This is a genomic window from Nocardioides caeni (assembly GCF_004912195.1).
Classification (GTDB): domain Bacteria; phylum Actinomycetota; class Actinomycetes; order Propionibacteriales; family Nocardioidaceae; genus Nocardioides; species Nocardioides caeni.
Map to the genome: position 1 here is coordinate 229,932 of NZ_STGW01000004.1, position 24,229 is coordinate 254,160.

General features: G+C 71.9%; 28 protein-coding genes. 19 read left to right on the forward strand and 9 right to left on the reverse strand.

The window, feature by feature from the left end:
• Both E9934_RS08765 and casG read right to left on the reverse strand, forming a co-directional pair.
• Window positions 1-1,257, reverse strand: coding sequence for an NADH:flavin oxidoreductase (locus tag E9934_RS08765; RefSeq protein ID WP_238694850.1), 1,257 nt, complete (start codon window positions 1,255-1,257; stop codon window positions 1-3).
• The gene (casG, locus tag E9934_RS08770; protein ID WP_136562495.1) at window positions 1,254-2,918 is read right to left on the reverse strand and encodes a steroid-24-oyl-CoA synthetase; all 1,665 of its coding nucleotides are present in this window, start codon (window positions 2,916-2,918) and stop codon (window positions 1,254-1,256) included. Before casG ends, E9934_RS08765 begins: the two co-directional genes overlap by 4 nt.
• A 101-nt stretch (window positions 2,919-3,019) precedes the next feature.
• Between casG and E9934_RS08775 the strand changes: the two genes are divergently transcribed.
• Both E9934_RS08775 and E9934_RS08780 read left to right on the forward strand, forming a co-directional pair.
• Window positions 3,020-3,787 (forward strand): SDR family NAD(P)-dependent oxidoreductase, encoded by a 768-nt coding sequence (locus tag E9934_RS08775; protein WP_136562496.1) that lies wholly within the window; start codon window positions 3,020-3,022, stop codon window positions 3,785-3,787.
• Window positions 3,788-4,068: 281 nt separating this feature from the next.
• Window positions 4,069-4,392: a GIY-YIG nuclease family protein gene (locus tag E9934_RS08780; protein WP_136562497.1), complete on the forward strand. Its 324-nt coding sequence runs from the start codon at window positions 4,069-4,071 to the stop codon at window positions 4,390-4,392.
• A 317-nt stretch (window positions 4,393-4,709) separates the two neighbouring features.
• Here E9934_RS08780 and E9934_RS08785 read toward each other — a convergent pair whose 3' ends face one another.
• Together E9934_RS08785 and E9934_RS08790 are read right to left on the reverse strand one after the other, a co-directional pair.
• Complete coding sequence (locus E9934_RS08785; RefSeq protein ID WP_136562498.1) at window positions 4,710-5,492, reverse strand: SDR family oxidoreductase; 783 nt, start codon at window positions 5,490-5,492, stop codon at window positions 4,710-4,712.
• The gene (locus tag E9934_RS08790; RefSeq protein WP_136562499.1) at window positions 5,489-6,115 is read right to left on the reverse strand and encodes a TetR/AcrR family transcriptional regulator; all 627 of its coding nucleotides are present in this window, start codon (window positions 6,113-6,115) and stop codon (window positions 5,489-5,491) included. Before E9934_RS08790 ends, E9934_RS08785 begins: the two co-directional genes overlap by 4 nt.
• 142 nt (window positions 6,116-6,257) lie before the next feature.
• Here E9934_RS08790 and E9934_RS08795 point away from each other — a divergent pair, with 142 nt between their 5' ends.
• The 3 genes from E9934_RS08795 to E9934_RS08805 are packed head-to-tail and all read left to right on the forward strand — an operon-like array spanning window position 6,258 to window position 8,509.
• Entirely contained in the window at window positions 6,258-7,400 is a 1,143-nt protein-coding gene (locus tag E9934_RS08795; protein WP_136562500.1) for a 3-ketosteroid-9-alpha-monooxygenase, oxygenase component, read from the forward strand.
• Window positions 7,401-7,407: 7 nt separating this feature from the next.
• Complete coding sequence (locus E9934_RS08800; RefSeq protein WP_136562501.1) at window positions 7,408-7,719, forward strand: ferredoxin; 312 nt, start codon at window positions 7,408-7,410, stop codon at window positions 7,717-7,719.
• Entirely contained in the window at window positions 7,712-8,509 is a 798-nt protein-coding gene (locus tag E9934_RS08805; RefSeq protein WP_136562502.1) for an SDR family NAD(P)-dependent oxidoreductase, read from the forward strand. The genes E9934_RS08800 and E9934_RS08805 overlap by 8 nt, the downstream gene beginning before the upstream one ends.
• Before the next feature lie 9 nt (window positions 8,510-8,518).
• Here the strand turns inward: E9934_RS08805 and E9934_RS08810 are convergent, their stop codons facing one another.
• A complete protein-coding gene (locus E9934_RS08810; RefSeq protein WP_202977246.1) occupies window positions 8,519-9,322 on the reverse strand; it encodes an IclR family transcriptional regulator in 804 nt (267 codons plus the stop codon).
• Window positions 9,323-9,516: 194 nt separating this feature from the next.
• On the opposite strand from E9934_RS08810, the gene E9934_RS08815 reads away from it, so the two are divergent.
• From E9934_RS08815 to E9934_RS08825, 3 genes are read left to right on the forward strand one after another with little or no spacing between them, the layout of a single operon-like run.
• Window positions 9,517-10,383 (forward strand): TIGR03619 family F420-dependent LLM class oxidoreductase, encoded by an 867-nt coding sequence (locus E9934_RS08815; protein ID WP_136562503.1) that lies wholly within the window; start codon window positions 9,517-9,519, stop codon window positions 10,381-10,383.
• Entirely contained in the window at window positions 10,380-10,886 is a 507-nt protein-coding gene (locus E9934_RS08820) for a nuclear transport factor 2 family protein (RefSeq protein ID WP_136562504.1), read from the forward strand. The genes E9934_RS08815 and E9934_RS08820 overlap by 4 nt, the downstream gene beginning before the upstream one ends.
• Window positions 10,883-11,659 carry an SDR family NAD(P)-dependent oxidoreductase gene (locus tag E9934_RS08825; RefSeq protein ID WP_136562505.1) on the forward strand — a complete coding sequence of 259 codons (777 nt, stop codon included), beginning with the start codon at window positions 10,883-10,885 and terminating at the stop codon, window positions 11,657-11,659. The genes E9934_RS08820 and E9934_RS08825 overlap by 4 nt, the downstream gene beginning before the upstream one ends.
• A gap of 19 nt (window positions 11,660-11,678) precedes the next feature.
• Here E9934_RS08825 and E9934_RS08830 read toward each other — a convergent pair whose 3' ends face one another.
• Both E9934_RS08830 and E9934_RS08835 read right to left on the reverse strand, forming a co-directional pair.
• Complete coding sequence (locus E9934_RS08830) at window positions 11,679-12,083, reverse strand: DoxX family protein (protein WP_136562506.1); 405 nt, start codon at window positions 12,081-12,083, stop codon at window positions 11,679-11,681.
• Window positions 12,084-12,145: 62 nt separating this feature from the next.
• Window positions 12,146-13,027, reverse strand: a complete 882-nt coding sequence (locus E9934_RS08835; RefSeq protein ID WP_136562507.1) for a helix-turn-helix domain-containing GNAT family N-acetyltransferase — start codon at window positions 13,025-13,027, stop codon at window positions 12,146-12,148.
• A 100-nt stretch (window positions 13,028-13,127) separates the two neighbouring features.
• Here E9934_RS08835 and E9934_RS08840 point away from each other — a divergent pair, with 100 nt between their 5' ends.
• The 7 genes from E9934_RS08840 to E9934_RS08870 all read left to right on the forward strand — a co-directional run bounded on the left by E9934_RS08840 (window position 13,128) and on the right by E9934_RS08870 (window position 19,272).
• Window positions 13,128-14,504, forward strand: a complete 1,377-nt coding sequence (locus E9934_RS08840) for an NAD(P)-binding domain-containing protein (protein WP_202977247.1) — start codon at window positions 13,128-13,130, stop codon at window positions 14,502-14,504.
• Window positions 14,497-15,750 (forward strand): MFS transporter, encoded by a 1,254-nt coding sequence (locus tag E9934_RS08845; protein ID WP_136562509.1) that lies wholly within the window; start codon window positions 14,497-14,499, stop codon window positions 15,748-15,750. Before E9934_RS08840 ends, E9934_RS08845 begins: the two co-directional genes overlap by 8 nt.
• A gap of 62 nt (window positions 15,751-15,812) precedes the next feature.
• Complete coding sequence (locus E9934_RS08850; protein WP_136562510.1) at window positions 15,813-16,172, forward strand: ArsR/SmtB family transcription factor; 360 nt, start codon at window positions 15,813-15,815, stop codon at window positions 16,170-16,172.
• The gene (locus tag E9934_RS08855; protein WP_136562511.1) at window positions 16,169-16,906 is read left to right on the forward strand and encodes an aquaporin; all 738 of its coding nucleotides are present in this window, start codon (window positions 16,169-16,171) and stop codon (window positions 16,904-16,906) included. Before E9934_RS08850 ends, E9934_RS08855 begins: the two co-directional genes overlap by 4 nt.
• The gene (locus E9934_RS20240) at window positions 16,903-17,526 is read left to right on the forward strand and encodes an arsenate reductase ArsC (RefSeq protein WP_238694851.1); all 624 of its coding nucleotides are present in this window, start codon (window positions 16,903-16,905) and stop codon (window positions 17,524-17,526) included. Before E9934_RS08855 ends, E9934_RS20240 begins: the two co-directional genes overlap by 4 nt.
• A gap of 25 nt (window positions 17,527-17,551) precedes the next feature.
• Entirely contained in the window at window positions 17,552-17,971 is a 420-nt protein-coding gene (locus tag E9934_RS08865; RefSeq protein ID WP_136562512.1) for an arsenate reductase ArsC, read from the forward strand.
• A gap of 140 nt (window positions 17,972-18,111) precedes the next feature.
• Window positions 18,112-19,272 (forward strand): zinc-binding dehydrogenase, encoded by a 1,161-nt coding sequence (locus E9934_RS08870; protein WP_136562513.1) that lies wholly within the window; start codon window positions 18,112-18,114, stop codon window positions 19,270-19,272.
• 66 nt (window positions 19,273-19,338) lie between these two features.
• On the opposite strand, the gene E9934_RS19580 is transcribed toward E9934_RS08870, so the two are convergent.
• Window positions 19,339-19,479 (reverse strand): hypothetical protein, encoded by a 141-nt coding sequence (locus E9934_RS19580; protein ID WP_158294968.1) that lies wholly within the window; start codon window positions 19,477-19,479, stop codon window positions 19,339-19,341.
• Between the two features lie 14 nt (window positions 19,480-19,493).
• Window positions 19,494-20,021 (reverse strand): DUF4396 domain-containing protein, encoded by a 528-nt coding sequence (locus E9934_RS08875; RefSeq protein WP_238694852.1) that lies wholly within the window; start codon window positions 20,019-20,021, stop codon window positions 19,494-19,496.
• Window positions 20,022-20,227: 206 nt separating this feature from the next.
• Here E9934_RS08875 and E9934_RS08880 point away from each other — a divergent pair, with 206 nt between their 5' ends.
• The 4 genes from E9934_RS08880 to E9934_RS08895 are packed head-to-tail and all read left to right on the forward strand — an operon-like array spanning window position 20,228 to window position 24,150.
• Entirely contained in the window at window positions 20,228-20,539 is a 312-nt protein-coding gene (locus tag E9934_RS08880) for a metal-sensitive transcriptional regulator (protein WP_193556888.1), read from the forward strand.
• Between the two features lie 42 nt (window positions 20,540-20,581).
• Window positions 20,582-20,788, forward strand: coding sequence for a heavy-metal-associated domain-containing protein (locus tag E9934_RS08885; protein ID WP_136562515.1), 207 nt, complete (start codon window positions 20,582-20,584; stop codon window positions 20,786-20,788).
• Entirely contained in the window at window positions 20,785-21,792 is a 1,008-nt protein-coding gene (locus E9934_RS08890) for a hypothetical protein (RefSeq protein ID WP_136562516.1), read from the forward strand. Before E9934_RS08885 ends, E9934_RS08890 begins: the two co-directional genes overlap by 4 nt.
• Before the next feature lie 27 nt (window positions 21,793-21,819).
• On the forward strand, window positions 21,820-24,150 hold the full coding sequence (locus E9934_RS08895; RefSeq protein WP_136562517.1) for a heavy metal translocating P-type ATPase: 2,331 nt from the start codon (window positions 21,820-21,822) through the stop codon (window positions 24,148-24,150).
• Window positions 24,151-24,229 lie beyond the last annotated feature (79 nt).

Below are 24,229 nucleotides of genomic sequence, written 5' to 3' on the forward strand. Positions count from 1 at the left end.
TCACCGGGTCTCCGGTGGGACGGCGTAGCCCTCGGGCTTGCCCCAGCTCATGCTGCGCGTCGTACGACGGTCGACGAGCACGCACCGGGTGCCGGTGAAATTCGTCGGCATGCACCGGTTGCAGTGGTTGCACAGCGACCGCTTGCCGGCGTCGGCGGCCAGCTGGTTGACGAAGTCGGGCTCGCGCAGCAGCGCCCGCGCCATCGCGACGAAGCCGAAGCCGTCGGCCATCGCCTGGTCCATGACCGTCCGGTTGGTGATGCCGCCGAGCAGGATCATCGGCAGGTCGACCGCGGCGCGGATCTGGCGGGCGTCCTCGAGCAGGTAGCCGTCCTCGTAGGGATAGCTCTTGAGCAGCCGGTGGCCGATCAGCTTGACCCCGGTGCGGATCGGCTGCGGCATCACGCCGGCGAAGTCGTCGAGCGGCGCGTCGCCCTTGAAGAGATACATCGGGTTCAGCAGCGAGCTGCCCGCGGTCATCTCGAGGGCGTCGACGGTGCCGTCGGCCTCCAGCCACTGGGCGACCGGGATGGCCTCATCGAGCCAGAACCCGCCGGGCACGCCGTCGTCCATGTTCATCTTGGCGATGATCGCGATCCGGTCGCCGACGGCGGCACGCACCGACTCCATGATCTCGCGCGCCACGCGCGCCCGGTTGCGCAGCCCGCCACCGTAGTCGTCGGTGCGGCGGTTGACCTTGGGGCTGAGGAACGAGCTGGCGAAGTAGTTGTGGCCCAGGTGCACCTCGACGGCGTCGAAGCCGGCCTCGATCGCCCGGCTCGCGGCGCGTCCGTGGGCGGCGACGATGCGCTGGATGTCGTCGACAGTGGCCGCCTGCGAGGCGTTCATCGCGATCAGGTTCACGCGCTTGCTCGGCGCCAGCGCGGGCGCCTTGTTGCCCCGCGGCTCCGCCACCGGGCCGCCGTGACCGATCTGCGCCGACACGGCCGCACCCTCGGCGTGCACGGCCTCGGTGAGTGCGCGCAGTCCCGGCATCGACTCGTCGGTCCAGTACACCTGGTGCCGGTCGGTCCGGCCATCGCGGTCCACCGCCAGATAGGCGACGGTGGTCATCCCGACGCCACCCTTCGCATAGGCGACGTGGAAGTCGACGAGGTCCTGGGTCACCAGGCCGCGGTGGGCCAGCCCCTCATAGGTCGCTGCCTTGATCGTCCGGTTGCGCAGCTCGACGGGACCGATGCGGCCCGGCGAAAGGACGTCGGGCGCGGGGATGCGACCGGTGCGGCTCGTCGTCACAGCGCCACCGCCGGCCGGACGACCTTGCCGGTCGCGTTGCGCGGCAGGGGCAGCGGGTCGATCCGCCAGCGGGTGGGCACCTTGTAGTGCGCGAGCTCGCTGGCGACGTACGACGACAGGCTGGCCTGCAGCTCCGCGAGGTCGACGTCGGGGTCGGTGGGCACGACGACCGCGCCCACTTCCTGGCCGAGGTCGTCGTGGGCGACGCCCAGGACGACGCACTCGCGCACGGCCGGGTGCTCGGCGAGCACGCCCTCCACCTCCGCGGGATAGACGTTCTCGCCGCCGCGGATGATCAGGTCGGAGCGGCGGGCAGCCAGGCGGATCCGGCCCTGCTCGTCCAGGGTGCCGATGTCGCCGGTCTGCAGCCAGCGATCGTCGTCGAAGGCGCCCGAGGTGGCGGCGTCGTCGGCCCAGTAGCCGAGCATGTTGTAGGCGCTGCGCACGCAGACCTCGCCCTCCTCGCCGACGGCGAGGACGTTGCCGAGCGGGTCGCGGACCTCGAGCTCGACGCCGATGTTGGGACGGCCCAGCGTGCCCGGCGCCTCGGCGAGATCCATCGGCGTGGCGACGGCGACGGCCGTGCAGGACTCGGTGAGGCCATAGCTGTCGACCAGCGCGCCGGCGAAGGGCAGGTGCTGGCGCAGGCGGTCCTTGAACGCCGGCGACGACGGCGCCGAGGCGAGCGCGAAGGCATAGAGGGAGGACGTGTCGTAGTCGCGGACGCCGTCGAAGGCGAGCAGGCGGTTGGCCATCGTCGGCACCGCACCCCAGTGCGTCACCCGCGCGTCCTGCACCAGCTGCAGCACCCGCGCCGGGTCGAACGCCCCCAGATGCAGCGCCGCCGTGCTGCCGGTGGCCAGGCGCGGCACGGCCAGGTTGTGGAGGCTGCCGATGTGGAAGAGCGGCATCGCCAGCAGATAGACCTTGTCCTGCGGCACGACCGGATCGCCGAAGGTGGCCGCGACGACGTCGTTGTAGCGGTGATAGCCGATCACCGCGCACAGGTTGCGGTGGGTGTGGGTGGCGCCCTTGGGCCGCCCCGAGGTGCCCGAGGTGAAGAGGATGACGGCCGGGTCGTCCTCCGCGACATCGGCCGAGGGCAGCGGTGCGTCGGGGTACGACGTCGCTCGCTCCTCGTGTCCGTCCTCGAGGTCGAGCACCGGGATCGGTGTCCGGTCGGGCAGGTCGGGCAGGTCGGCGGCGACGGCGGCGCGCTTGGCGTCGACGAGCAGCAGCGTCGGCGTGGTGAGCTCGAGGGCGTGCCCGAGCTCGCGCGGCGACCACCAGGCGTTGCAACCGACCGCGATCGCGCCGATCGACGTGATCGCCCAGAAGGACTCGATCCACGCGGCCGAGTTGGCGGCGGCGATGGCGACCCGGTCACCCTGCCGGACGCCGTGGTCCTCCCGCAGCGCGTGGGCGAGCGACGAGACCCGGCGCGCGTGCTCGGCGAAGGTCAGTCGGCCCTCCAGCGAGACGAGATAGGCGCGGTCGCCGTACTCCACGGACGCGGCGAGGACCTCGTGCAGCGCACGGAAGCGATCCGCGAACACCTGCACCGGGGCGCCGAGCACCTGCTCGGTGCGCAGCTCGCAGGGACCGCCGGGGCCGGTGATGGCGGCGATCGCGGCGACGGGGCTGGTGTCGGTGGTGCTCATGACCCGGATTCAACCCGCGCGAGGCGGACGTGACCGGCCTCTCTCCCGGTCACCGGGACGCGCCTCGGGTCAGGCGTGGTGGCGCACCCACGATGTCGCCCATGGCCATCACGAGGACGCTGCAGGACAAGGTCGCCATCGTCACCGGAGCCGGGCAGGGCGTCGGCCAGGGCATCGCCCTCGCCCTCGCCGAGGAGGGCGCGAGCATCGCCGTCGTCGGCCGCACCCGCGCCAAGCTGGAGGCGACCTGCGCGCTGCTGCGCGAACGCGGTGTGCGGGCCGAGGCCTACGAGCTCGACCTCCTCGACACCGACGCCATCGCGCCCCTCGTCGACCGGATCGTCGCCGACCTCGGCCGCCTCGACGTGCTCGTCAACAACGCCTACGACGGCGTCACGATGCCGCTGCTCGACATGAGCCTCAAGAACTTCACCAAGGGCTTCGTCACCGGCCCGTTCGCGGCCTTCGCGTTCATGCACGCCGCCCACCCCCACCTCGTCGCCGCTGGCGGCGGCTCCATCGTCAACCTGGTCACCTCGGCGATGGTCCGGTGGGACCCCAGCAACTACGGGGCGTACGCCGCCGCGAAGTCCGCCCTGCGCTCCCTGACCCGCACCGCCGCCGTCGAGTGGGCCGCCTCCGGGATCCGCGTGAACTCCGTCGCCCCGCACGCGATGTCGCCCGGCCTCCAGTGGTGGACCGAGACCCACCCCGAGGAGGCCGCCGCCTTCGTCGCCAGCATCCCGATGAAGCGGATCGGCGACCCCGAGGCCGACATCGGCCGCGCCGTCGCCGCCCTCGTCGGCCCCGCCTTCACCTACCTCACCGGCGCCACCATCCCCCTCGACGGCGGCCAGGCCCACTTCTGACCCGGATTCGCCGTCGCTCGTCGAGTAGCAGGCGAGCGCCAGCGCGCCGCGTATCGAGACGACCGCAACCCTCCTCCCGACCAGGCCAGACCCAGCACCACCGCACCACGTCTCGATACGACCTCGCCTAGCGGCTCGGGCTACTCGACGACCGACAGGAGCCGCCGTCGCTCGTCGAGTAGCAGGCGAGCGCCAGCGAGCCGCGTATCGACGACCGCAACCTGCAAGGCGGCCTGTGGATGAGCACTGCGTGAGTCCCCGAGTCGCGCCATGGTGGGGCGATGGCCTACGTCTACATCCTTCGCTGCGCCGACGACAGCTACTACGTCGGCAGTACGCACAGCCTCGAGCATCGCCTGGAGCAGCACCACGTCGGTGGCGGCTCTGCCTACACACGTCGTCCGGGACGGCGGCCCGTCACCTTGGTCTGGTCGGCAAAGTTTCCTCACATCGGCGATGCCTTCGCCTTCGAGAAGCAGGTCCAGGGCTGGTCCCGCGCAAAGCGCGAAGCCTTGATCCGCGGCGACTTCGCGGCGCTGCCCGGGCTCGCGAAGAAGGATTTCTCGCGGCAGAGGGAAAGGCCACCCCGGCCGCCCGCCGACTAGCCGCACCCTTTCGCTCGTCGAGTAGCAGGCGAGCGCCAGCGCGCCGCGTATCGAGACGCACAGCAGCCCGCCACCCGACCGGGCCGGACCCAGCACCGGGCACAGCCGTCTCGATACGCCCGCCCGTCCCTCGCGGGCTACTCGCCGCCCGACAGAAGCCCCCTTTCGCTCGTCTAGTAGCAGGCGAGCGCCAGCGAGCCGCGTATCGAGACGCACCGCAGCCCGCCACCCGACCGGGCCAGACCCAGCACCGGGCACAGACGTCTCGATACGCCCGCTCGTCCCTCGCGGGCTACTCGACGACCGACGGGAGCGGGCTACTCGACGACCGACGGGGGCGCGGTCAGCACCTGCGCTCCCCCGTCGACGAAGACGGTCTGGCCGGCCATGTGGGTGTTGTCGGGCGAGATGAGCCAGAGGAGGGCGGAGGCGATGGCCTCGGGTGGGGCGTAGCCACCCAAGGGCATGGGGACGGCGCGGTCCATGATCGCCTTCCACTGCGGGTCGGAGACCAGCTCGGCGGTCATCGGGGTGAGGACGACGCCGGGGGCGATCGCGTTGACCGGGATGCCGGCGCCGGCGAAGTCGGACGACACCGCGACCGTCCGCATCCAGCGGTTGAGGGCGGCCTTGGTGGAGGAGTAGATCTCGTGCGGGCGTCCGCCCGCGACCAGCTCCTCGGCCCGGGCCAGCGCGGCCTCCTCGTCGCCGGCGACGCAGAGGTCGACGAGCTCGGCGTCGTGGGGCTGGGTCGAGGAGATGGAGCTGACGAGGGCGACCCGGCCGGCGGACGACGCCGCGAGCGCCGGCTGCAGGCCGAGCACCAGCTCGGTGGTGCCGAAGTAGTTCACCGACACCTGCGGGGCGCCGGCGCGGCTGAGTCCGGCGCAGGTCACGATCCCGTCGAGTACGCCGCCCGCCTGGTCGTCGACGGCAGCCACTGCGGCGGCGCGGCCGGCGGCGGTCGACAGGTCGGCGCACACCTCGGCGTCCTTCAGGTCGACGCCGATGACGCGGTCGCCCCGCGCGCGCAGCATGGCCGCGACGGCGGCGCCGATCCCGGAGGCCGACCCCGTGACGGCGACGACGCGGGCGCTCACGCCGCACTTCCGTCGTACCGCGGACCGAGGAGGAGCTGGGAGGCCAGCCGGATGTCGTCGTCGGCCTGGTCGGCGTCGATGACGCCGTTGAGCACGGACACGAGGACGCCGTACCAGGTCTGCTCCATGATGCGGACCATCCGGTAGTCCTCGTCGCCGGGCTCCTCAACGCCGAGGGCGCGGATGAGCACGTTGTGGAAGGCCGCGTTGGCCTCGGTGTACTCCCGCCCGCCCTGCAGTTGCGCCGCGTTGTTGGCCTGCAGCATGGCGGTCGCCAGCTGGGGTCGGGCGAGCATGCCGCGACCAGCGCCGATCAGGACCTCGGCGACCGCGGCGGCCCGCTCCCCCGCGGGGGCAGCGGTCACGACGCCCTCCCCCGACGAGCTGAGCCACTGGATCTGGCTGTGCAGCACGCCGACGAAGAGGTCGGTCTTGGAGGGGAAGTAGCGATAGAGCGTGGCGATCGCGACGCCGGCCTCCTTGGCCACGTCGTTCATCTGCATCCGCTCGAGGCCGTGCTCGGCGCCGAGCTTGCTGGCCGCGCGGAGGATCCGGCGATAGCGGTCCTTCTGCTCCGCGGAGGTGGGCTCGGCGGGCTGCCGGGCCTCGGCGATTCGCGGCACGCTCTTCTCCTGCTCTGACGGTGGCGCCCGGCACCACCGGGCGCTCCCATCCTGCGCCCACCCGTCACCGGAGCCCCTGCAGGCTACCGCTGAGTGGGACCGCACCCGGCGCGGTTGGCGCCACGCGGCCGACACTCGGACCATGACGAGCAAGGACCAGGTGCGGCAGATCGAGGTGGACGCGACCCCCACGAGGTTCGCGCGTGGCTGGCACTGTCTGGGCCTGGAGCGCGATTTCGCCGACGGCAAGCCCCACCAGGTCAACGCCTTCGGCTCCAAGCTGGTCGTGTTCGCGGGCTCCGACGGCAAGGTCAACGTCCTCGACGCCTACTGCCGCCACATGGGTGGCGACCTCTCCCAGGGCGAGGTGAAGGGCAACGAGATCGCGTGTCCGTTCCACGACTGGCGCTGGGGCGGCGACGGCCGCTGCAAGCAGATCCCCTACGCCCGGCGCGTCCCCCTTCGCGCGCGTACGGCGGCATGGCCGACGCTCGTCCAGGACGGCATGGTCTTCGTGTGGAACGACCCCGAGGGCAACCCGCCGCCGGACGACGTCACGATCCCCCGGATCCCCCAGGTCGACTCGGACCGGTGGACCAACTGGATCTGGTACGAGACGGTCATCGAGGGCTCCAACTGCCGCGAGATCGTCGACAACGTCGTCGACATGGCGCACTTCTTCTACGTGCACTACTCGTTCCCGACGTACTTCAAGAACGTCTTCGAGGGCCAGGCGGCCTACCAGTACATGAACGGCGACGGCCGCGAGGACGTCCGGCCCGCCAAACCGTCGAAGAACAACCCGACGGTGCTCGGCACGACCAGCGTGGCGGCCTATCACGGGCCGAGCTTCATGATCGACGAGGTGACCTACCACTACGAGGACCTCGACGTGGACACCATCCTGATCAACTGCCACTACCCGATCGACGAGAACTCCTTCGTTCTGCAGTACGGGATCATCGTGGAGAAGAAGGACGGCATCTCCGACGAGGACGCCGACCAGATGGCCGCCAAGACCGGCGCGTTCATCAAGTACGGCTTCGAGCAGGACGTCGCGATCTGGAAGAGCAAGGCGCGCATCGACAACCCGCTGCTGTGCGAGGAGGACGGGCCGGTCTATCAGCTGCGGCGGTGGTACCAGCAGTTCTACGTCGACGCCGCCGACGTCACGCCGGAGATGACCGACCGCTTCGAGTTCGAGATCGACACCACCCGGCCCAACGAGGCCTGGCGGGCCGAGGTCGAGTCGAATCTCGCGGCGCGAGCAGCCCGACGGTCGTGAGGCGGTCATGACCGCGCCGCGGCCGGACGTCCGGCTCGACGACGCCCCGATGCAGTCCGTGTCGTGCGCGGCCTGCGGGGCGGCGGTGCTGGCCCGCAAGAGCAGCTGGGACCAGGTGACCGTGCAGTGGTCGGCCGAGGCGATCGCCACCTGCGACGAGCGACGGCAGTCGCTGCCCCCCTCGGAGCGCCCGAACCGCAATGCCTTCGCGGGTTGTGGTGCGTTGCGCGCCGCGATCCGCGAGGCTGCGGTGCGCGGACAGCTCCACGTGCAGTCCGACGAACCCCTCAAGACCAACCCGGAGGCCGCTCATGGCTGATCTCGACCACTACGGCCCGTGGGCCGTCGTCGCCGGCGGCTCGGAGGGCACCGGCGCGGCCTTCGCCGACCAGCTGGCGGCAGCCGGCATCAACCTGCTGCTCGTGGCCCGCAAGCCCGGTCCGTTGGAGGCGACCGCCGAGGCCGCGCGACGGCACGGCGTCGACGTACGCACCCTGGCGGTCGACCTGACCGACCCGGCGGCGATCCCCGCGATCATCGACGCGACCGCCGACGTCGAGGTGGGCCTGCTGGTCTACAACGCCGGCGCCAACACGGCCGGCGGCCCCTTCCTCGACAACACCCTGGCCGGCGTACGCGGCGTCATCGACCTCAACGTCACCGCCATGCTCGCCTTGGTGCACCACTTCGCGCCCACGATGAAGGAGCGCCGCCGCGGCGGCATCCTGCTTGTCGGCTCGCTCGCGGGCTACGTCGGCACGTCGACCGAGAGCGTCTATGGCGGCGCCAAGGCGTTCAGCCGGATCTTCGCCGAGGGCCTGTGGTCCGAGCTGCGGGAGTACGACGTCCACGTGCTCGAGCTCGTCCTCGGCCTGACCCGCACGCCGGCGATGGAGCGGGCCGGTCTCGCCTTCGACGTCCCCGGCCTGCACGTCGGCGACCCCGTCGAGGTCGTGCGCGAGGGCCTTGGCGCCCTCGGCCCGGACCGGGGTCCCGTGCACGTCGTCAGCGGCAACGAGGGCGTCGTCGAGATGCGCACCACCACCGATCGCGCCCGCCTGATCCGCGGCACCGAGAAGATCATGCGGCTGCTGGTCCCCGGCCACTGACCGGGTGCCCTACAGGTCGGCGGCGATCCGGCGGGCGGCGTCGAGGACGAGCGGGCCGACCCGCTCGAGCGTCGTACCGGTCGCGGCGACGACGGACAGTGCGCCGACGGGGCCGCGGGGGCTGCGGACGGCGGCGGCGACGCAGGAGATCTCCGGGACGTACTCGCCGTGCTCGAGGGCGAGGCCGTGGCGGCCGCGGATCCGGGTGAGCTGCTGGTGCAGGGCGGGGAGCTGGCTGACCGACGAGGGCGTGCGCGGGGCGAGCTCGCGCCCGACGAGCTCGTCGACGTCCTCGGCGGGCAGCCAGGCGAGCATCGCCTTGCCGAGCGCGGTGCAGTGCGCGGGGGCGGTGCCGCCGACGCGGGAGGGGACGTTGACGGCGAAGCGGCCGCCGAGCTTGTCGAGGTAGCGGACCTGGGCGCCCTCCAGGACGCCGAGGTGGATGACGGCGCCGGTGCGCAGCAGCAGCTCGTGGAGGTGCGGCGAGGCGGCGGCGCGCAGGTCGTCGTGGTGGGCGGCGCCGCCACCGAGCTGGTGGGCGCGGCGACCGAGGCCGTAGCCGGCCGGCGAGTGGTCGAGCCACTGCAGTCGCACGAGCTGCTCGAGGATGCGGTGCGAGGTCGAGCGGGGCAGGCCGGTGCCGCGGGCGATCCGGTCGAGCGGCAGCCACACGTCGCGGGGGTCGGTGCCCTGCTCCGTGTCGCCGGCGAAGAGATCGAGGATGAGGGTCATCCGCTCGACCATCGACGGCGGCAGGGCCGCCTGCGTCTGCTCGGACGGCGCCATCGCCAGGACCGACATCGTTCCTCCCACGGGTTGGAGATTCCAGAACTGAAATGAATTCTAGTGACGACGGTAACACCGGACCCGGGCGCTGCCAAGCCATTTCTGAAATGAATTCTACCTACCGTCGAGGGGTCGCCCCGATGACCGGGACGACGCCCATCACCGAGCTCCCGAGGCGCGCTTGGATGGGGCATCAGCCCCTCTCGTGCACAGGAGACGCCATGCGGATCGGCCTCACCAGCCCCGTCGTCACGGCCCTGCCCGGCTTCCACTCCCCCTGGGAGCGCACCGCCGGGATCGACGAGCTGGTGGCCGTCGCGGCCGCGGCTGACCGGCTCGGCTTCGACCACCTCACCTGCTCCGAGCACGTGGCGGTGCCGGCCGCCGTCGCCGAGCAACGCGGCGGCACCTACTGGGACCCGCTCGCCACCCTCAGCCACCTCGCCGCCCACACCAAGCAGATCCGCCTCGCGACGCAGGTCCTCGTGCTCGGCTACCACCACCCCCTCGCCATCGCGAAGCGCTACGGCACCCTCGACCGGATCAGCGGCGGACGGCTGGTCCTCGGCCTCGGCGTGGGCTCGCTCGAGGAGGAGTTCGACCTGCTCGGGGCAAGCTGGGCGGACCGTGGCGCCGTGGCCGACGACGCGCTCGCAGCCCTGCGCGCCGCGCTCGGCCAGCGCCTGCCGTCGTACGACGGACCGCACTTCAGCTTCGCCGACCTGGTCGTCGAGCCCCATGCCGTGCAGGACCGCGTGCCGTTCTGGATCGGCGGCTCCACGCCGCGGAGCCTGCGCCGTGCCGTCACCCTCGGCACCGGCTGGGTGCCGTTCGGCCTCGGGCACGACCAGCTCCGCGCGATGCTCGACGCCACCGAGCTGCCGGACGGCTTCGAGGTGGTCCTCGGCTCGGGGCGCCCGCTCGACCCGACGGGCGATTCGGAGCGCACGACCCGGGCACTGACCCGCACCCGTGCCGCCGGCGCGACGGTGATCACCAGCCACGTCGCCGCCGACTCGGCGGACCACTACGTCGAGCAGCTGGAGGCCCTCGCGGTCCTCCGCGACCGGATCGAGGAGAGCGCATGACCACCGACGACCCCGCCAGCACCGACACCCGCATCGCCGCACTGGAGGCCCGCCTCCGGCACCTCGAGGACGTGAGCGCGATCAGCCAGCTGGTGGCGTCCTACGGTCCGCTGGTCGATGCCGGCGACGCCGAGAGGGTCGCGGCGCTGTGGACCGAGGACGGCAGCTATGACGTCGAGGGCTGGCACATGGCGAGCCGCGCCGAGGTCGCCGCGATGGTCCGCTCCGAGGCGCACCAGGGCCTGATCGGCAACGGCTCCTCCCACTTCCTCGGGCCCGCCCACGTCACCATCGGCGCCGACGGCGACACCGCGGTCGCGGTCTGCGAGTCGGTGCTGCTGGTCCAGCACAAGGGACACCCGGTGGTGGCGCGGATCGGCGCCAACCTCTTCGAGCTCGTCCGTACGCCGGACGGCTGGCAGACGACACGCCGCACCACCCGCGGCCTGGACGGCAGCCAGGGGGCCCGCGACCTGCTGGCGGGCCGGGTGCCGCCGCAGTGAGCGGCCGACTGGAGGGGCGCGTCGCCGTCGTCACCGGCGGCGGCGACGGCATCGGCGCGGGGATCGTCCGCGCCTTCGCCGCGGAGGGAGCCCGGGTGCTCGTCGCCGAGATCGACGAGGCCCGCGGCCGGGCAGTCGCTGACGAGGTCGGCGGTCTGTTCGTCCCTGTCGACGTCACCGACCGGGGCCAGGTCGAGGCCATGGTCGCGACGGCGGAGCGGGAGCTCGGCGCGGTCGACGTCCTGGTCAACAACGCGTGGGGCGCCGGCACGATCAGCCGCGTCGAGCACAAGAGCGACGAGGCCCTCGAGCGCGGCTTCGCGATGGGCTACTACGGCCCCTACTGGGCGATGCGCGCCGCCTTCCCCGGCATGAAGTCGCGCGGCTGGGGTCGCGTCATCAACATGTGCAGCCTCAACGGCGTCAACGCACATGTGGGGACGCTGGAATACAACAGCGCCAAGGAGGCGCTGCGCGCCCTGACCCGTACGGCGGCCCGCGAGTGGGCGCCCACCGGCGTGGTGGTCAACGCGATCTGCCCCGGCGCCAAGAGCGCCGCGTTCCGCCGGATCGCGTCGGCCAACCCGGCGATCGCCGCCAGCGCGGAGGCCGCCAACCCGATGGGCCGGCTCGGCGACCCGCTCACCGACATCGCGCCGGTCGCGGTCTTCCTGGCCAGCGATGACGCCCGCTACCTCACCGGCAACACGCTCTTCGTCGACGGCGGCGCGCACATCAACGGCGTCGCGTGGGCGCCGGAGCTGCCGGACTGAGCCTGTCCCCGACGGCGGGTCAGTCCGACTCGCCCTTGCGTCGCGGGACGAGGCCTCCGCCGAACAGCGCCCACAGGACCAGCACCGGCTGGAAGAACAGCCGGACCAGTCGCTTCTGGTCGGTGTCGAGACCGAAGGCGGAGTTGCCCTCGACGTACTGCGCGATGTTGCCGGGGAAGATCGCGACGAAGAACGCGGCCAGCAGCAAGCCGATCGTGCGCCGCTGCTTCGGAAGCGCGACGAACGCTGCGCCCAGGCCGATCTCGACGACGCCGGACGCCAGCACCACGACATCCTTGTCAACCGGGAACCAGTCGGGCACCTGGGCCTGGAACTCGTCTCGCGCCACTGTCAGGTGCGTGATCCCGGCACCCGTCATGGTGACGCCGAGGACGAGACGGGCGACGTGCTGGGCAATGCTCATGGCAGACCTCCGGCTCGGGCCGGTGGGGCCGGCCACTGGTGCCACGCTAGCGGCGCGTCGTCTCAGCTCTCGTCGCCCCGGCGTCGCTCGAGCAGCACCGTGTCACGCCAGACCCCGTCGAGCCTGGCAATGCGGGAGCGCACCGCCAAGGTGCGGTAGCCGGCGGAGTGGTGCAAGGCGATCGAGGCGCGATTCTCGGGGAAGATCGAGGTCTGCAGCGTCCACAGCCCCCCGGCATCGGCCTCGACGACCTGGCGGAAGAGCAGGCTCTTGCCCACGCCAGCCCCCCGAGACGCCTCGGCGACGTAGACGCTCGTCTCGCCCACTCCGGCGTAACAGGCGCGGGACGAGACGGGGCTGGTCGCCGTCCAGCCGACGACGCGACCGGCACGCTCGGCGACCCAGCGGTGGCCGGGCAGCCAGCGGGCCGCGAGCTCGGCGAGCGACGGCACCTCCGTCTCGAAGGTGGCGTTGCGGGTGGCGATCCCCTCGGCATAGATGTCGCGGACGACCGCGAGGTCCTCGTCGCTCATCGCGCGGGTGGTGACGTCGACGGGCAGGTCGTCGGGGCAGCACGGAGCGGCGGCGAGCGTGCCCATCACGACGTCCGCAGCGTGCGGCAGGCCGGTGCAGCAGGCCGGGTTGACGGTGACGACCGATGCGGTGCCGACCTTGTCGACCGCGACGAAGCCGACGTCGGCGAGCCTGCGCACGTGGTGGGAGCAGGTCGCCTGGCTGATGCCGAGCGTGGTCGCGAGGTCGCCGACCCGCACCCCGGAGGCCGCGCTGGCCACGGCGTGGAGCAGGCGCACGCGGGTCGGGTCGGCGAGGGTGGCGAACCACTCGGCATAGGTCGTCGCCGACGCCGCGTCGAGCGTGCCGGCCGCGACGGCGGGCGTGGCCGGCGGTGCGTCGATCAGTGGCAGCGACGTACGGGCGCTCATGCCGGCCAGTTTACATCGATTGACATCGATGGTTGCCTTCATCGATGGATGTCGATACTCTCCTTTCATCGACCAACGTCTATGTCTTCAAGGAGTCCCGATGAGCAGCACCAGTGCCCCGTCCCCCGTCGTGATCGTGGGGGCCGGGCCGATCGGCCTCGCCGCCGCGGCCCACGCCCACGTCCGCGGCCTGCCCGCCATCGTGCTCGAGGCGGGCGCGTCGGTCGGCGCCGCCGTCCGCGCCTGGGGCCACGTCCGGCTGTTCTCCCCGTGGGCCGAGCTGGTCGACCCGGCCGCGGCCGACCTCCTCCTCGCCGACGGCTGGGTCCGCCCGGAGGCCACCGACTATCCCACCGGTGCGGAATGGGCGGAGCGCTACCTCGAGCCGCTGACGCGCTCGCTGGTCGCCACGGGCGCGATCGAGGTGCGCCTCGGCCACCGCGTCACCGGCGTCGCCCGACGCGGTCGGGACCGACTCGTCGACTCCGGTCGCGACGAGGCCGACTTCTCAGTCCACGTCGAGGGACCGGACGGCCCGCTGGTCATCGAGGCCCGCGCCGTGATCGACGCCTCGGGCACGTGGGGCGACCCGAACCCGCTCGGGGCCGAGGGGCTGCCCGCGCTCGGGGAGCTGGCCCACGGCGACCGGATCACCTACGGCATCCCAGACCTCGCCGATCCCGCGACCCGGCAGCGGTACGCCGGTCGCCACGTCGCCGTCGCCGGCACGGGCGCGTCGGCGCAGAACACCCTCGTCGGCCTGGCCGACCTGGCACGGGCAGAGCCGGGTACCCGGGTCACCTGGCTGGTCCGGCGCGGGGAGACGGCGACCGCCTTCGGCGGCGGAGACGCCGACCAGCTCGAGGCGCGCGGCGCCCTCGGCACGCGCGCCCGGCGAGCGGTGGAGTCCGGCACCGTCCAGACGCTCACCGGGTTCCGGACCGTCGGTCTCGAGCCCGATCCGGGCGCGAACGGGACGCTGCGGCTCGTCGCCCTCGACGGTCGCCACGTCGACGGCATCGACGAGATCGTCGTCGTGACGGGCTTCCGGCCGGACCTGACCTGGCTCTCGGAAGTGCGGCTCGACCTCGACCCGGTCCTCTCCGCCCCGCGCCAGCTGGCCCCCCTGATCGATCCGAACGTCCACTCCTGCGGCACGGTCTACCCGCACGGCGCCGCCGAGCTCACCCAGCCCGAGTCCGGGCTCTACCTGGCCGGCATGAAGTCCTACGGCCGGGCGACGTCCTTCCTGGCACTCACCGGTTTCGAGCAGGTCCGCAGCATCGTCGCGGCGATCGCCGGGGACCACGCGGCGGCTGCCCGGGTCGAGCTCGTCCTGCCCGAGACCGGCGTGTGCGGCGGCTCCGGGCTGTACGACGGTCTGCCGGCCGACGACGCCGGGGGATGCTGCGGGCCGACACCGGCTTCCCCGGAGCTGATCACCCTCGGCACCCGATCCGCCGGCGGCTGTGGCTGAGACCCGTCCCGCGGAGGCGGGCCTGGCCCCGGACGCACTGCGCCGGGTCGTGGTGGTCCTCTGCGGCACCCAGGTGGTCTCGTGGGGGACGCTGTTCTACACGCTCCCGGTCCTCGCACCCACGATCGCCCGGGAGCAGGACTGGTCCCTCAGCCTCGTGGTGGCGTCGTTCACCCTCGCGCAGCTGTTCGCCGCCGCGGGCAGCGTCGTCGTGGGCCGTCGGATCGAGGCGCGGGGCCCCCGGGCGGTCATGGCCGGCGGCGCGCTGGTCGGGGCAGCCGGGCTCGTCGGGGTCGCGACAGCGCCGACACTGTGGGGGTTCGCCGTCGCGTGGGCGGTCGCCGGATCGGCGATGTCCGCGGTGCTCTACCCGCCCGCCTTCGCCGCGCTCACCGAGTGGGGTGGGGAGCGTCGGGTGCGTGCGCTGACGGCGCTGACCCTGGTCGCCGGCCTGGCCTCGACGGTCTTCGCCCCGATGGCCGCGTTCCTCGTGACGCCGATGGGGTGGCGGGGCACCTACCTCGTCATGGCGTCGATCCTGGCCCTCACCGCTCCCGTGCTGTGGGCGACGCTGCACCACCCCTGGCGCGCGTCCACGGTCGTCGTGCCCGTCGACGGCGCTGCGACCACGACCCGGGAGGCGACCGGAGCGGTCCCACCCACCTGGCGCACACCCGCCTTCCTCCGGGTCGTGGCCGCGCTCGGGCTGGTCGGCTTCAGCCTGTGGGCCGCGGTGTTCCTCCTCGTGCCGCTGCTCGTCGAGCGCGGCCTGTCGACGCAGGCGGCCGCGCTCGCCCTCGGCGTGGGCGGGGTGGGACAGGTGTGCGGCCGGCTGGCCTACGCCCGCATCGAGGCCGCCTCGGGCGTGACCGCCCGGACCCGGCTGGTCTTCGCAGCCGTGGCGGTCACCACGGGATCGCTGGCGGTGGTGAACGGGCCGGCGGTGGCGCTCTTCGGGCTGTCGTTCGCTGCGGGGGCCGCCCGCGGGGTCTACACCCTGGTGCAGGCGACCGCCGTGACCGACCGGTGGGGCACCGCGTCGTACGCCAGCCTCAACGGCATCGTCTCGGCCGCGCTCCTGGTGGCCGGGGCGGCGGCGCCCTGGGCGGGGACCGCGGTGGCCGAGGCGTCGGGGAGTCATGCGCTGGCCTTCGGCCTCCTCACTGCCATCGCCCTGGCCGGGATCGTCGTGCTCCCGGCTGGACGACACGACCGGCACCGAGCCGCCAGACCCGTCGTGTCATGAGTTCACCGTCCGTTCGCCGAGCCGACGCCCTGACAGACATCGACCTGCGTCAAGATAGACACATGTCGAAGTCTGCCGTGAGCGTCAGCGCGACCGAAGCCGTCGCGTGCTGCTCGCCCCTGACCGCCGAGCCCCTGTCGGCAGCGTCCGCAGCGCGGATCGCCCCCCTGCTGAAGGCGCTGGCCGATCCGGTGCGCCTGCGCCTGATGTCGCTCGTTGCCTCCCACCAGGACGGCGAGGCCTGTGTCTGCGACCTCAACGACGCCTTCGACCTCACCCAGCCGACGATCAGCCATCACCTCAAGGTGCTGCACGAGGTGGGTCTCCTGGACCGCGCCAAGCGGGGTGTGTGGGTCTACTACCGGGTCAACGACGACGCCCTGGGCGACCTTGCCTCGCTGCTGGGGGGTGGCGTGCGATGAGCGCCTCGCCCGCGGTGCGACGGGTCGCGGCCGAGTTCGTCGGGACGGCGTTCCTCGTGGCGGCCGTCATCGGCTCGGGCATCGCCGCCAGCCGCCTCTCCCCCGACGACGTGGGCCTGCAGTTGCTGCAGAACAGCCTGGTCACGGGGGCCGTCCTGGTCGCACTAATCCTGGCCCTGCAGCCGGTGTCGGCGGCCTTCAACCCCGTGGTCACCGCGGTGGAGGTCGCGCTCGGGCTCGTGGGCTGGAAGGAGGCAGCGGGCCTCGTCGCGGGCCAGGTCTCCGGTGGCGTCCTCGGAGCGGTGGTCGCGAACCTGATGTTCGACCTGGACGCCGTCTCGGTCGCAGCGACCGAGCGCAGCGGCGGGGCACTGTGGCTCAGCGAGGTGGTCGCCACCCTCGGCCTGGTGCTGGTCGTCTTCGGCTCGGTCCGCTCGGGCCGGACCGACACGATCGCCTACGCGGTAGGCGGCTACATCACGGCGGCGTACTGGTTCACGGCGTCGACCAGCTTCGCGAACCCCGCGGTCACCGTGGCTCGGATGTTCTCCGACACCTTCGCCGGCATCGCGCCTTCCTCGGTGGCGATGTTCGTCCTCATGCAGCTGCTCGGCGGCCTCGTCGCGCTCGGCGTCGTGAAGCTGCTCTACCCGTCCTCCTCCCTGCACATCCCGACTGCCGCGGCCCCTGGTCCCGTCGCGGCCGCGCCCGGTTCCGAAGGAGCCCGCCCGTGATCACCGACGACACCCTCGAGCCCCGCTACGCCATGATCGTGGACGATCTGGCCTACCAGTACGACGGCGTCTTCAGCCGCGAGTCCATCGAGGCCGCGGTTGCCGCCGCCCGCCAGGATCTCGAACCCTCGGCGCGGATCACCGAGTTCCTGCCGGTCCTCACGCAGAGGTTCGCCGAGGAACAGCTCCGCGCAGCGGCCCAGGCTGAGGGCCGGCTGGCGAAAGGCGTCCCCGAGCTGTTGTTCGTCTGCGTCCACAACGCCGGCCGCTCCCAGATGGCCGCCGCCCTCGCCGAATCCCTCTCCGGCGGTCGTGTCCACGTCCGAACGGCCGGGTCGGACCCGGCCGACCAGATCAACCCTCAGGTCATCGAGGTGCTCGCCGAACGCGGCATCGAGCTCACCGAGGCCTACCCCAAGCCCCTGACCGACAACGTCGTGCGCGCCGCCGACGTCATCATCACGATGGGCTGCGGCGACGCCTGCCCGGTCTACCCCGGCAAACGCTACGAGGACTGGACCGTCGCCGACCCCGCCGGCGCCTCGCTCGAGCAAGTCCGCAGCATCCGCGAAGACCTCCAGGCGCGTGTGAGCAATCTGCTCCGCGAGCTCGGCATCTGACCACTCATTCCACAGGAGCATCACCATGACCACCCACGTCCCCGACGACGCCGGCAAGCCCACCGTCCTGTTCGTCTGCGTGCACAACGCGGGCCGCTCCCAGATGGCCGCCGGCTTCCTCGAGCACCTCGGCGGAGATCGCGTCCAGGTCCTGTCCGCCGGCTCGAAGCCCGGCCACGAGATCAACCCGGTGGCCGTCGCAGCGATGGCGGAGGTCGGCATCGACATCGCCGCCAACCAGCCCAAGATCCTCACCACCGAGTCCGTGCAGGCCTCCGACGTGGTGATCACGATGGGCTGCGGAGACGAGTGCCCCTACTTCCCCGGCAAGCGCTACGAGGACTGGGCCCTCGACGACCCAGCGGGCCAGGGCATCGAGGCAGTGCGCCCGATCCGCGACGAGATCCGGACCAGGGTGGAGGCCCTGATCGCCACGCTCGTCTGACGGCTCGTCTGACGGCTCGCCTGCGGGGCGGCCATGGCTGGCGCTCCCATGGGAGGCTGCACGGCAGGACCCGGACGGCGACACTGACGCCTGGGGGCGCCGCACGTCCAGGCCCACCGGACCGAACCCCGAGGAGAGCCATGAAGGCCGTCGTCTGCCACGACACCCACCTGCAGGTCACCGACGTCCCGACCCCGGAGCCGGGGCGCGGGCACCTGCTGCTCGACGTGCACCACTGCGGCATCTGTGGCTCCGACCTGCACGCGCGCGTGCACGCCGAGGAGATGGCCGAGGCGGCCGCGGCGAGCGGGTACGACGGCTTCATGCGCACCTCCGACACGATCGTCTTCGGCCACGAGTTCTGCGGCGAGGTCGTCGACCACGGCCCTCGGACCAGCAAGGAGATCAAGGCCGGCACCCGGGTCGTCGCGATGCCGATCCTGCGCACCGGCGGCGCCGTGCACACCACCGGGCTCTCCCCGCACGCACCGGGCGGCTACGCCGAGCAGGTCGTCGTCCAGGCTGCCTTGGCGATGCCGGTGCCCAACGGCCTGCCGTCGGACAAGGCCGCGCTCACCGAGCCGATGGCCGTCGGGCTGCACGCCGTGCGGCGCGGCCAGGTCAAGAAGGGACAGATCGCGGTGGTGATCGGCTGCGGCCCGATCGGTCTCGCCGTGATCTCCCTGCTGAAGGCCTCGGGAGTGCGCACGGTCATCGCCAGCGACTTCTCGGCAGGACGCCGCGCGCTCGCTGCACAGTGCGGCGCCGACGTCGTGGTCGACCCGGCCACCGACTCGCCGTACGCCGCGGCCGACGAGCGCGGGAAGTTCATCACGGCGGCCGGGCTCTTCGACCTCGCCATCGACTCCATGTCCAAGCTGCGCGCCCTCCCGCTGGTGCCGTGGTGGACCGTCATGGAGACCGCCGAGAAGCTCGGCGCCCTTCCGAGCGGCCCGGTGATCTTCGAGTGCGTCGGCGTGCCCGGCGTGATCGACCAGGTGATTGCCAGCGCCCCGATCGCCTCACGCGTGGTGGTCGTCGGCGTCTGCATGGGAGCCGACTCGATCCGCCCCGCGATCGCCATCAACAAGGAGATCGATCTCCGCTTCGTGCTCGGCTACACGCCCACCGAGTTCCGCGAGGCGCTGCACCTGATGGCCGACGGCAAGGTCGACCCCACCCCCCTGATGACGGGCGTCGTCGGCCTGGACGGCGTCGCGGACGCCTTCACCGCCCTCGGCGACCCCGAGCGGCACGCGAAGATCCTGATCGACCCGCGCTCGGACGTCGTCGCGCTGTAGCGCGAACAGGGTCATCGCGACCAGGACACCGACGCCGATTGCGAGGTTGTCGTCATGGCCCTGTGGTCAGTCCCGTAGGGACTGGTGGTTGCTGGATCCGTGGCTGGGGGCGCGATCCTCGTCGTTCTCGAGCTCGGCAGCGATCGAGACGGTGAGTCCGCCGAGGAGGAAGCCGATCACGGCGGCAGCGAGAGTGTTCGTGTTCATCGACGTGCTCCAGATCAGTGTTGATGGGCGTGGTCATCCGGGCTGCCCGGCGAGTGGTCGCCAGCGTGCGGCCCGGCCTTCGCGTGACTCTCGTGCGCGGCGCCGTGGTGGTACTGGTGGGTGAGGGCGTGACCCTTGCCCTTGTCGATGAGGTAACGGTTGACCGGGAAGGCGGCGAGGAAGGCCACCGAAAGTGCGATCATCATGCCGACCCAGAAGATCGGGTTGACCAGGCCGGAGTCCATGGCTCCGGGGATGAGGGCCATGACCACGTTGTCGACGAGCTCCATGACGGCGATCGACAGGGTGTCGGCGGCGAAGACGACGCTGAGCGCGGCGCCGAAGCCGAGGCCGGCCTTGATCAGCGGCAGCGTGGACAGGGCATAGCCGAACAGGAAGGCCAGGCCGACGGCGAGCGCGATCGTGGCGCCGGTGCTCAGGCCGAGGGCGGTTCCGATCATCAGGCCGAGGATCTCGCCGATCGCGCAACCGGTGAGGCAGTGCAGGGTGGCGCTGGCGGCCATGGCGTTGCGAGTGTTCATCGCGGTGTGCCTCTCGTCGTTGATACCCCCCCACCGTATAGCGCTGGGAAGCGAGGAGGCAAGCCGAGGAACATCCCGCCGAACTTCGTGGTTGCGCCGCATATACCCTAGGGGGGTACTGTATTTCGCAGCGGCAGACGCCGCCATGAGATACCGGAGGGGGGTACCATCGGATGACCGACACATTCACCGCGAAGGACAGCCCGATGGCCGAGACACACCAGGCGCACCAGCACAGCTACATCGCCAACAACAACAAGGACGCCTACCTGAAGAGGCTGCGGCGCATCGAAGGCCAGGCCCGCGGACTCCAGCGGATGGTCGAGGAGGAGCAGTACTGCATCGACATCCTCACCCAGATCTCGGCCATGACGAAGGCCCTCGAGGCCGTCGCGCTCGGGCTGCTCGACGAGCACCTGGCCCACTGCGTCGTCGACGCCGTCAAGGCCGGCGGTGAGGAGAAGCAGATCAAGCTCAAGGAAGCCTCCGACGCCATCGCCCGCCTCGTCCGCTCCTGAACGCCCATCGATCCACCACCTGAAATCCGGAAGGAACCAACCATGAGCCAGACCAGCACCTACACCGTCACCGGTATGACCTGCGGCCACTGCGTCGCCTCGGTCACCGAAGAGGTCCAGGAGATCCCCGGCGTCGAGGACGTCGCGGTCGACCTGCCCACCGGTGCCGTGACCATCACCAGCACCGAGCCCCTCGATGACGCCTCCGTGAAGGCCGCCGTCGAGGAAGCCGGCTACCAGCTCGCATGAGTGCCCCGGTCAAGCTCGGCGGGTTCCTGGCCGCGATCGCCGCGATCTTCGGCCTCGCACTCGTCGTCGGCCGAGTCGTCGGCCCTGTGGACGACGAGCCGGCCGCGGGGCACGACACCGCGCACGACGGGGACCGACGCGCGGCAGAAGAAGGCGAGCACGCCGGCGGCCACGACGACGCGCCGGGCACACCCACCGCACAAGAGATCCCGGGAGGACTCATGGTCTCCCAGAACGGCTACACCCTGACCCTCGCCGAAACCCGCACCCGGGCCGGGCAGGACCGACCGGTGGCGTTCACGATCACCGGCCCCGACGGCGCCCCGGTCACCGCCTACGACGTCGAGCACGAGAGGGACCTCCACCTGATCGCCGTACGCCGCGACTTCACCGGCTTCCAGCACGTCCACCCCGTCCTCGACGAGGACAGCGGGGCCTGGTCGATCGACCTCGACCTCACCCCGGGCACGTGGCGGATCTTCGTCGACTTCAAGGCCACCGGTGCCGACGCGCTCACCCTGGGTGCCGACCTGGCGGTCGCAGGCGACGACCGGCCCGCCGTACCGACCGGTGAGAACCGCACCGCGACCGTCGGCGACTACCAGGTCACCCTCGACGGCGACCTCGCCGCCGGCAAGGACGCGAAGCTCACCGTGAGCGTCACCAGGGCAGGCAAGCCGGTCACCGACCTGCAGCCCTACCTCGGGGCGTACGGCCATCTCGTCGCGCTCCGCGGCGGAGACCTGGCGTACCTCCACGTCCACCCCGACGGGGAACCCGGCGACGGCACCACGCAGCCCGGGCCCGACGTCGTCTTCCACGCCGCCGTCCCCAGCGCCGGGACCTACCACCTCTACCTGGACTTCCAGCACGACGGGGTCGTTCGAACCGCGGCCTTCACCGTGACCGCCGGCGCACCTGCCACCCCGAGCGACGCCCCGAGCGATGCCGGCTCGTCCGACACCAGCACCCCCGCCGAGCACGGCGGCCACTCCGGCCACTGACCGGCCACTTCCACCAGGAGACCACCCATGACAACGCAGCGTCAGTCAGGCCCCCCAGCCGCCGGTTCGATCGAGCTGGCGATCACCGGGATGACCTGCGCCTCCTGCGCCAACCGGATCGAGCGCAAGCTCAACAAGCTCGACGGCGTCAGCGCCACGGTCAACTACGCCACGGAGAAGGCGAAGGTCACCTTCGAGCCCGACGTGGCGCCCGAGGCCCTCGTCGCAGCCGTCGAGCAGGCCGGGTACGGCGCCTCCCTGCCGCGACCGCCGAGGACTGACGCCGCGGGCGCCGACGCCAGCAACGGCGAGGCGGAGGAGTCCGACCCGGTCCGCACCCTGCGGCAGCGGCTCCTGGTCTCCGCGGTTCTCACCGTCCCGGTGATCGCCATGGCCATGATCCCCGCGTGGCAGTTCACCAACTGGCAGTGGCTCTCCCTGACGCTCGCGGCACCCGTCGTGGCCTGGGGCGCCTGGCCCTTCCACACAGCGGCCTGGACCAACCTGCGTCACGGCACCTCGACGATGGACACACTGATCTCGCTCGGCACCCTGGCCGCACTGGGCTGGTCGCTCTACGCCCTGTTCTGGGGCACCGCGGGCACTCCCGGGATGACGCACCCGTTCGAGCTCACCATCCAGCGCAGCGACGGCAGCGGCAACATCTACCTCGAAGCCGCGGCTGGTGTCACGACGTTCATCCTCGCGGGCCGCTACTTCGAGCAGCGCTCCAAGCGCCGCGCCGGTGCAGCTCTGCGGGCTCTGCTCGAGCTCGGCGCGAAGGAGGTCGCCGTCCTCGGACCCGACGGCGTCACCGAAACCAAGATCTCGGTCGAGCAGCTCGCGGTCGGCGACCTGTTCGTCGTACGCCCGGGCGAGAAGATCGCCACCGACGGCGTCATCGAGCGCGGAACGTCGGCCGTGGACGCCTCGATGCTGACCGGTGAATCCGTACCGGTCGAGGTCGGCGAGGGCGACGCCGTCATCGGTGCCACCGTCAACGCCGGCGGGCGCCTCGTGGTCCGCGCGACGAGGGTCGGCGGCGACACCCAGCTCGCGCAGATGGCGCGTTTGGTCGAGGACGCCCAGAATGGCAAGGCGCAGGTCCAGCGACTGGCCGACCGGATCTCCGGCATCTTCGTCCCGATCGTCATCCTCCTCGCCGCGGGCACCCTCGGCTTCTGGCTCGGCACCGGCAACGGTCTCGCGGCCGCCTTCACCGCCGCGGTCGCCGTCTTGATCATCGCCTGCCCGTGCGCCCTCGGGCTGGCCACGCCGACCGCGCTCATGGTCGGCACCGGCCGCGGCGCCCAGCTCGGCATCCTGATCAAGGGTCCCGAGGTCCTGGAGTCGACCAGGAGCGTCGACACCGTCGTCCTGGACAAGACCGGCACCGTCACCACCGGCAAGATGACCCTGCGCGACGTCATCGCCGCCGTCGGCGAGGACGTCGCCGTGGTCCTGCGCTACGCCGGTGCCCTGGAGAACGCCTCCGAGCACCCCATCGCCCGCGCGATCGCCGACGCAGCCCGGGACCAGCAGGGCCCCCTCCCCGAGGTCGAGGATTTCGCCAACATCGAAGGTCTCGGCATCCAGGGAGTCCTCGCCGACGGGGATGCCAGCCACGCCGTGCTCGTGGGCCGTCCCCAACTGCTGGCCGAGTGGTCCCAGCGCCTGACCCCCGAGCTGCAGCGGGCGCTGGAGGACGCCCAGTCGACGGGCGGCACCGCTGTCGCGGTCGGCTGGGACGGCAAGGCACGCGGCGTCGTGGTCGTCGCGGACGCGATCAAGCCGACCTCCGCCACCGCGATCCGCGAGCTGCGCGAACTCGGCCTGCGACCCGTGCTCCTCACCGGCGACAACGCGATCGTCGCCCAGGAGGTCGCCGCCGAGGTGGGCATCAGCAAGGCCGACGTCATCGCCGACGTACTCCCCGCCGACAAGGTCGACGTCATCAAGCGGCTCCAAGCCGAGGGAAAGGTCGTCGCCATGGTCGGCGACGGCGTCAACGACGCCGCCGCGCTGGCGCAGGCCGACCTGGGGCTGGCGATGGGCACCGGTACCGACGTGGCGATCGAGGCCAGCGACCTCACCCTCGTCCGCGGCGACCTGCGCGTGGCGGTCGATGCCATCCGGCTGTCCCGCCGCACCCTGGCCACGATCAAGGGCAACCTGTTCTGGGCCTTCGCCTACAACGTCGCCGCATTGCCCCTGGCCGCCGCCGGCCTGCTCAACCCGATGCTCGCCGGTGCCGCCATGGCGTTCTCCTCGGTGTTCGTGGTCTCCAACAGCCTGCGCCTGCGCGGGTTCAAGGCCCGCTCCGGCGCCGCGGCCGAGGCACCGGGGGCCGCGTCATGAGTGCGCCCAAGGCTCGCCTTGCGGCCAACCCCCTTCAGCGAAGCGCTCGAAGCAAGCCGCTGACGCGCCCTCCTCGCCG

What these genes read in the sequence shown, in the direction of transcription:
- casG (WP_136562495.1), bottom strand. Translation starts at nt 2,918, where the DNA reads ATGAGCACCACCGACACCAGCCCCGTCGCCGCGATCGCCGCCATCACC.
- E9934_RS08775 (WP_136562496.1), top strand. Translation starts at nt 3,020, where the DNA reads ATGGCCATCACGAGGACGCTGCAGGACAAGGTCGCCATCGTCACCGGA.
- E9934_RS08780 (WP_136562497.1), top strand. Translation starts at nt 4,069, where the DNA reads ATGGCCTACGTCTACATCCTTCGCTGCGCCGACGACAGCTACTACGTC.
- E9934_RS08795 (WP_136562500.1), top strand. Translation starts at nt 6,258, where the DNA reads ATGACGAGCAAGGACCAGGTGCGGCAGATCGAGGTGGACGCGACCCCC.
- E9934_RS08800 (WP_136562501.1), top strand. Translation starts at nt 7,408, where the DNA reads ATGACCGCGCCGCGGCCGGACGTCCGGCTCGACGACGCCCCGATGCAG.
- E9934_RS08805 (WP_136562502.1), top strand. Translation starts at nt 7,712, where the DNA reads ATGGCTGATCTCGACCACTACGGCCCGTGGGCCGTCGTCGCCGGCGGC.
- E9934_RS08815 (WP_136562503.1), top strand. Translation starts at nt 9,517, where the DNA reads ATGCGGATCGGCCTCACCAGCCCCGTCGTCACGGCCCTGCCCGGCTTC.
- E9934_RS08820 (WP_136562504.1), top strand. Translation starts at nt 10,380, where the DNA reads ATGACCACCGACGACCCCGCCAGCACCGACACCCGCATCGCCGCACTG.
- E9934_RS08830 (WP_136562506.1), bottom strand. Translation starts at nt 12,083, where the DNA reads ATGAGCATTGCCCAGCACGTCGCCCGTCTCGTCCTCGGCGTCACCATG.
- E9934_RS08835 (WP_136562507.1), bottom strand. Translation starts at nt 13,027, where the DNA reads ATGAGCGCCCGTACGTCGCTGCCACTGATCGACGCACCGCCGGCCACG.
- E9934_RS08840 (WP_202977247.1), top strand. Translation starts at nt 13,128, where the DNA reads ATGAGCAGCACCAGTGCCCCGTCCCCCGTCGTGATCGTGGGGGCCGGG.
- E9934_RS08850 (WP_136562510.1), top strand. Translation starts at nt 15,813, where the DNA reads ATGTCGAAGTCTGCCGTGAGCGTCAGCGCGACCGAAGCCGTCGCGTGC.
- E9934_RS08855 (WP_136562511.1), top strand. Translation starts at nt 16,169, where the DNA reads ATGAGCGCCTCGCCCGCGGTGCGACGGGTCGCGGCCGAGTTCGTCGGG.
- E9934_RS08865 (WP_136562512.1), top strand. Translation starts at nt 17,552, where the DNA reads ATGACCACCCACGTCCCCGACGACGCCGGCAAGCCCACCGTCCTGTTC.
- E9934_RS08870 (WP_136562513.1), top strand. Translation starts at nt 18,112, where the DNA reads ATGAAGGCCGTCGTCTGCCACGACACCCACCTGCAGGTCACCGACGTC.
- E9934_RS19580 (WP_158294968.1), bottom strand. Translation starts at nt 19,479, where the DNA reads ATGAACACGAACACTCTCGCTGCCGCCGTGATCGGCTTCCTCCTCGGC.
- E9934_RS08875 (WP_238694852.1), bottom strand. Translation starts at nt 20,021, where the DNA reads ATGAACACTCGCAACGCCATGGCCGCCAGCGCCACCCTGCACTGCCTC.
- E9934_RS08880 (WP_193556888.1), top strand. Translation starts at nt 20,228, where the DNA reads ATGGCCGAGACACACCAGGCGCACCAGCACAGCTACATCGCCAACAAC.
- E9934_RS08885 (WP_136562515.1), top strand. Translation starts at nt 20,582, where the DNA reads ATGAGCCAGACCAGCACCTACACCGTCACCGGTATGACCTGCGGCCAC.
- E9934_RS08890 (WP_136562516.1), top strand. Translation starts at nt 20,785, where the DNA reads ATGAGTGCCCCGGTCAAGCTCGGCGGGTTCCTGGCCGCGATCGCCGCG.
- E9934_RS08895 (WP_136562517.1), top strand. Translation starts at nt 21,820, where the DNA reads ATGACAACGCAGCGTCAGTCAGGCCCCCCAGCCGCCGGTTCGATCGAG.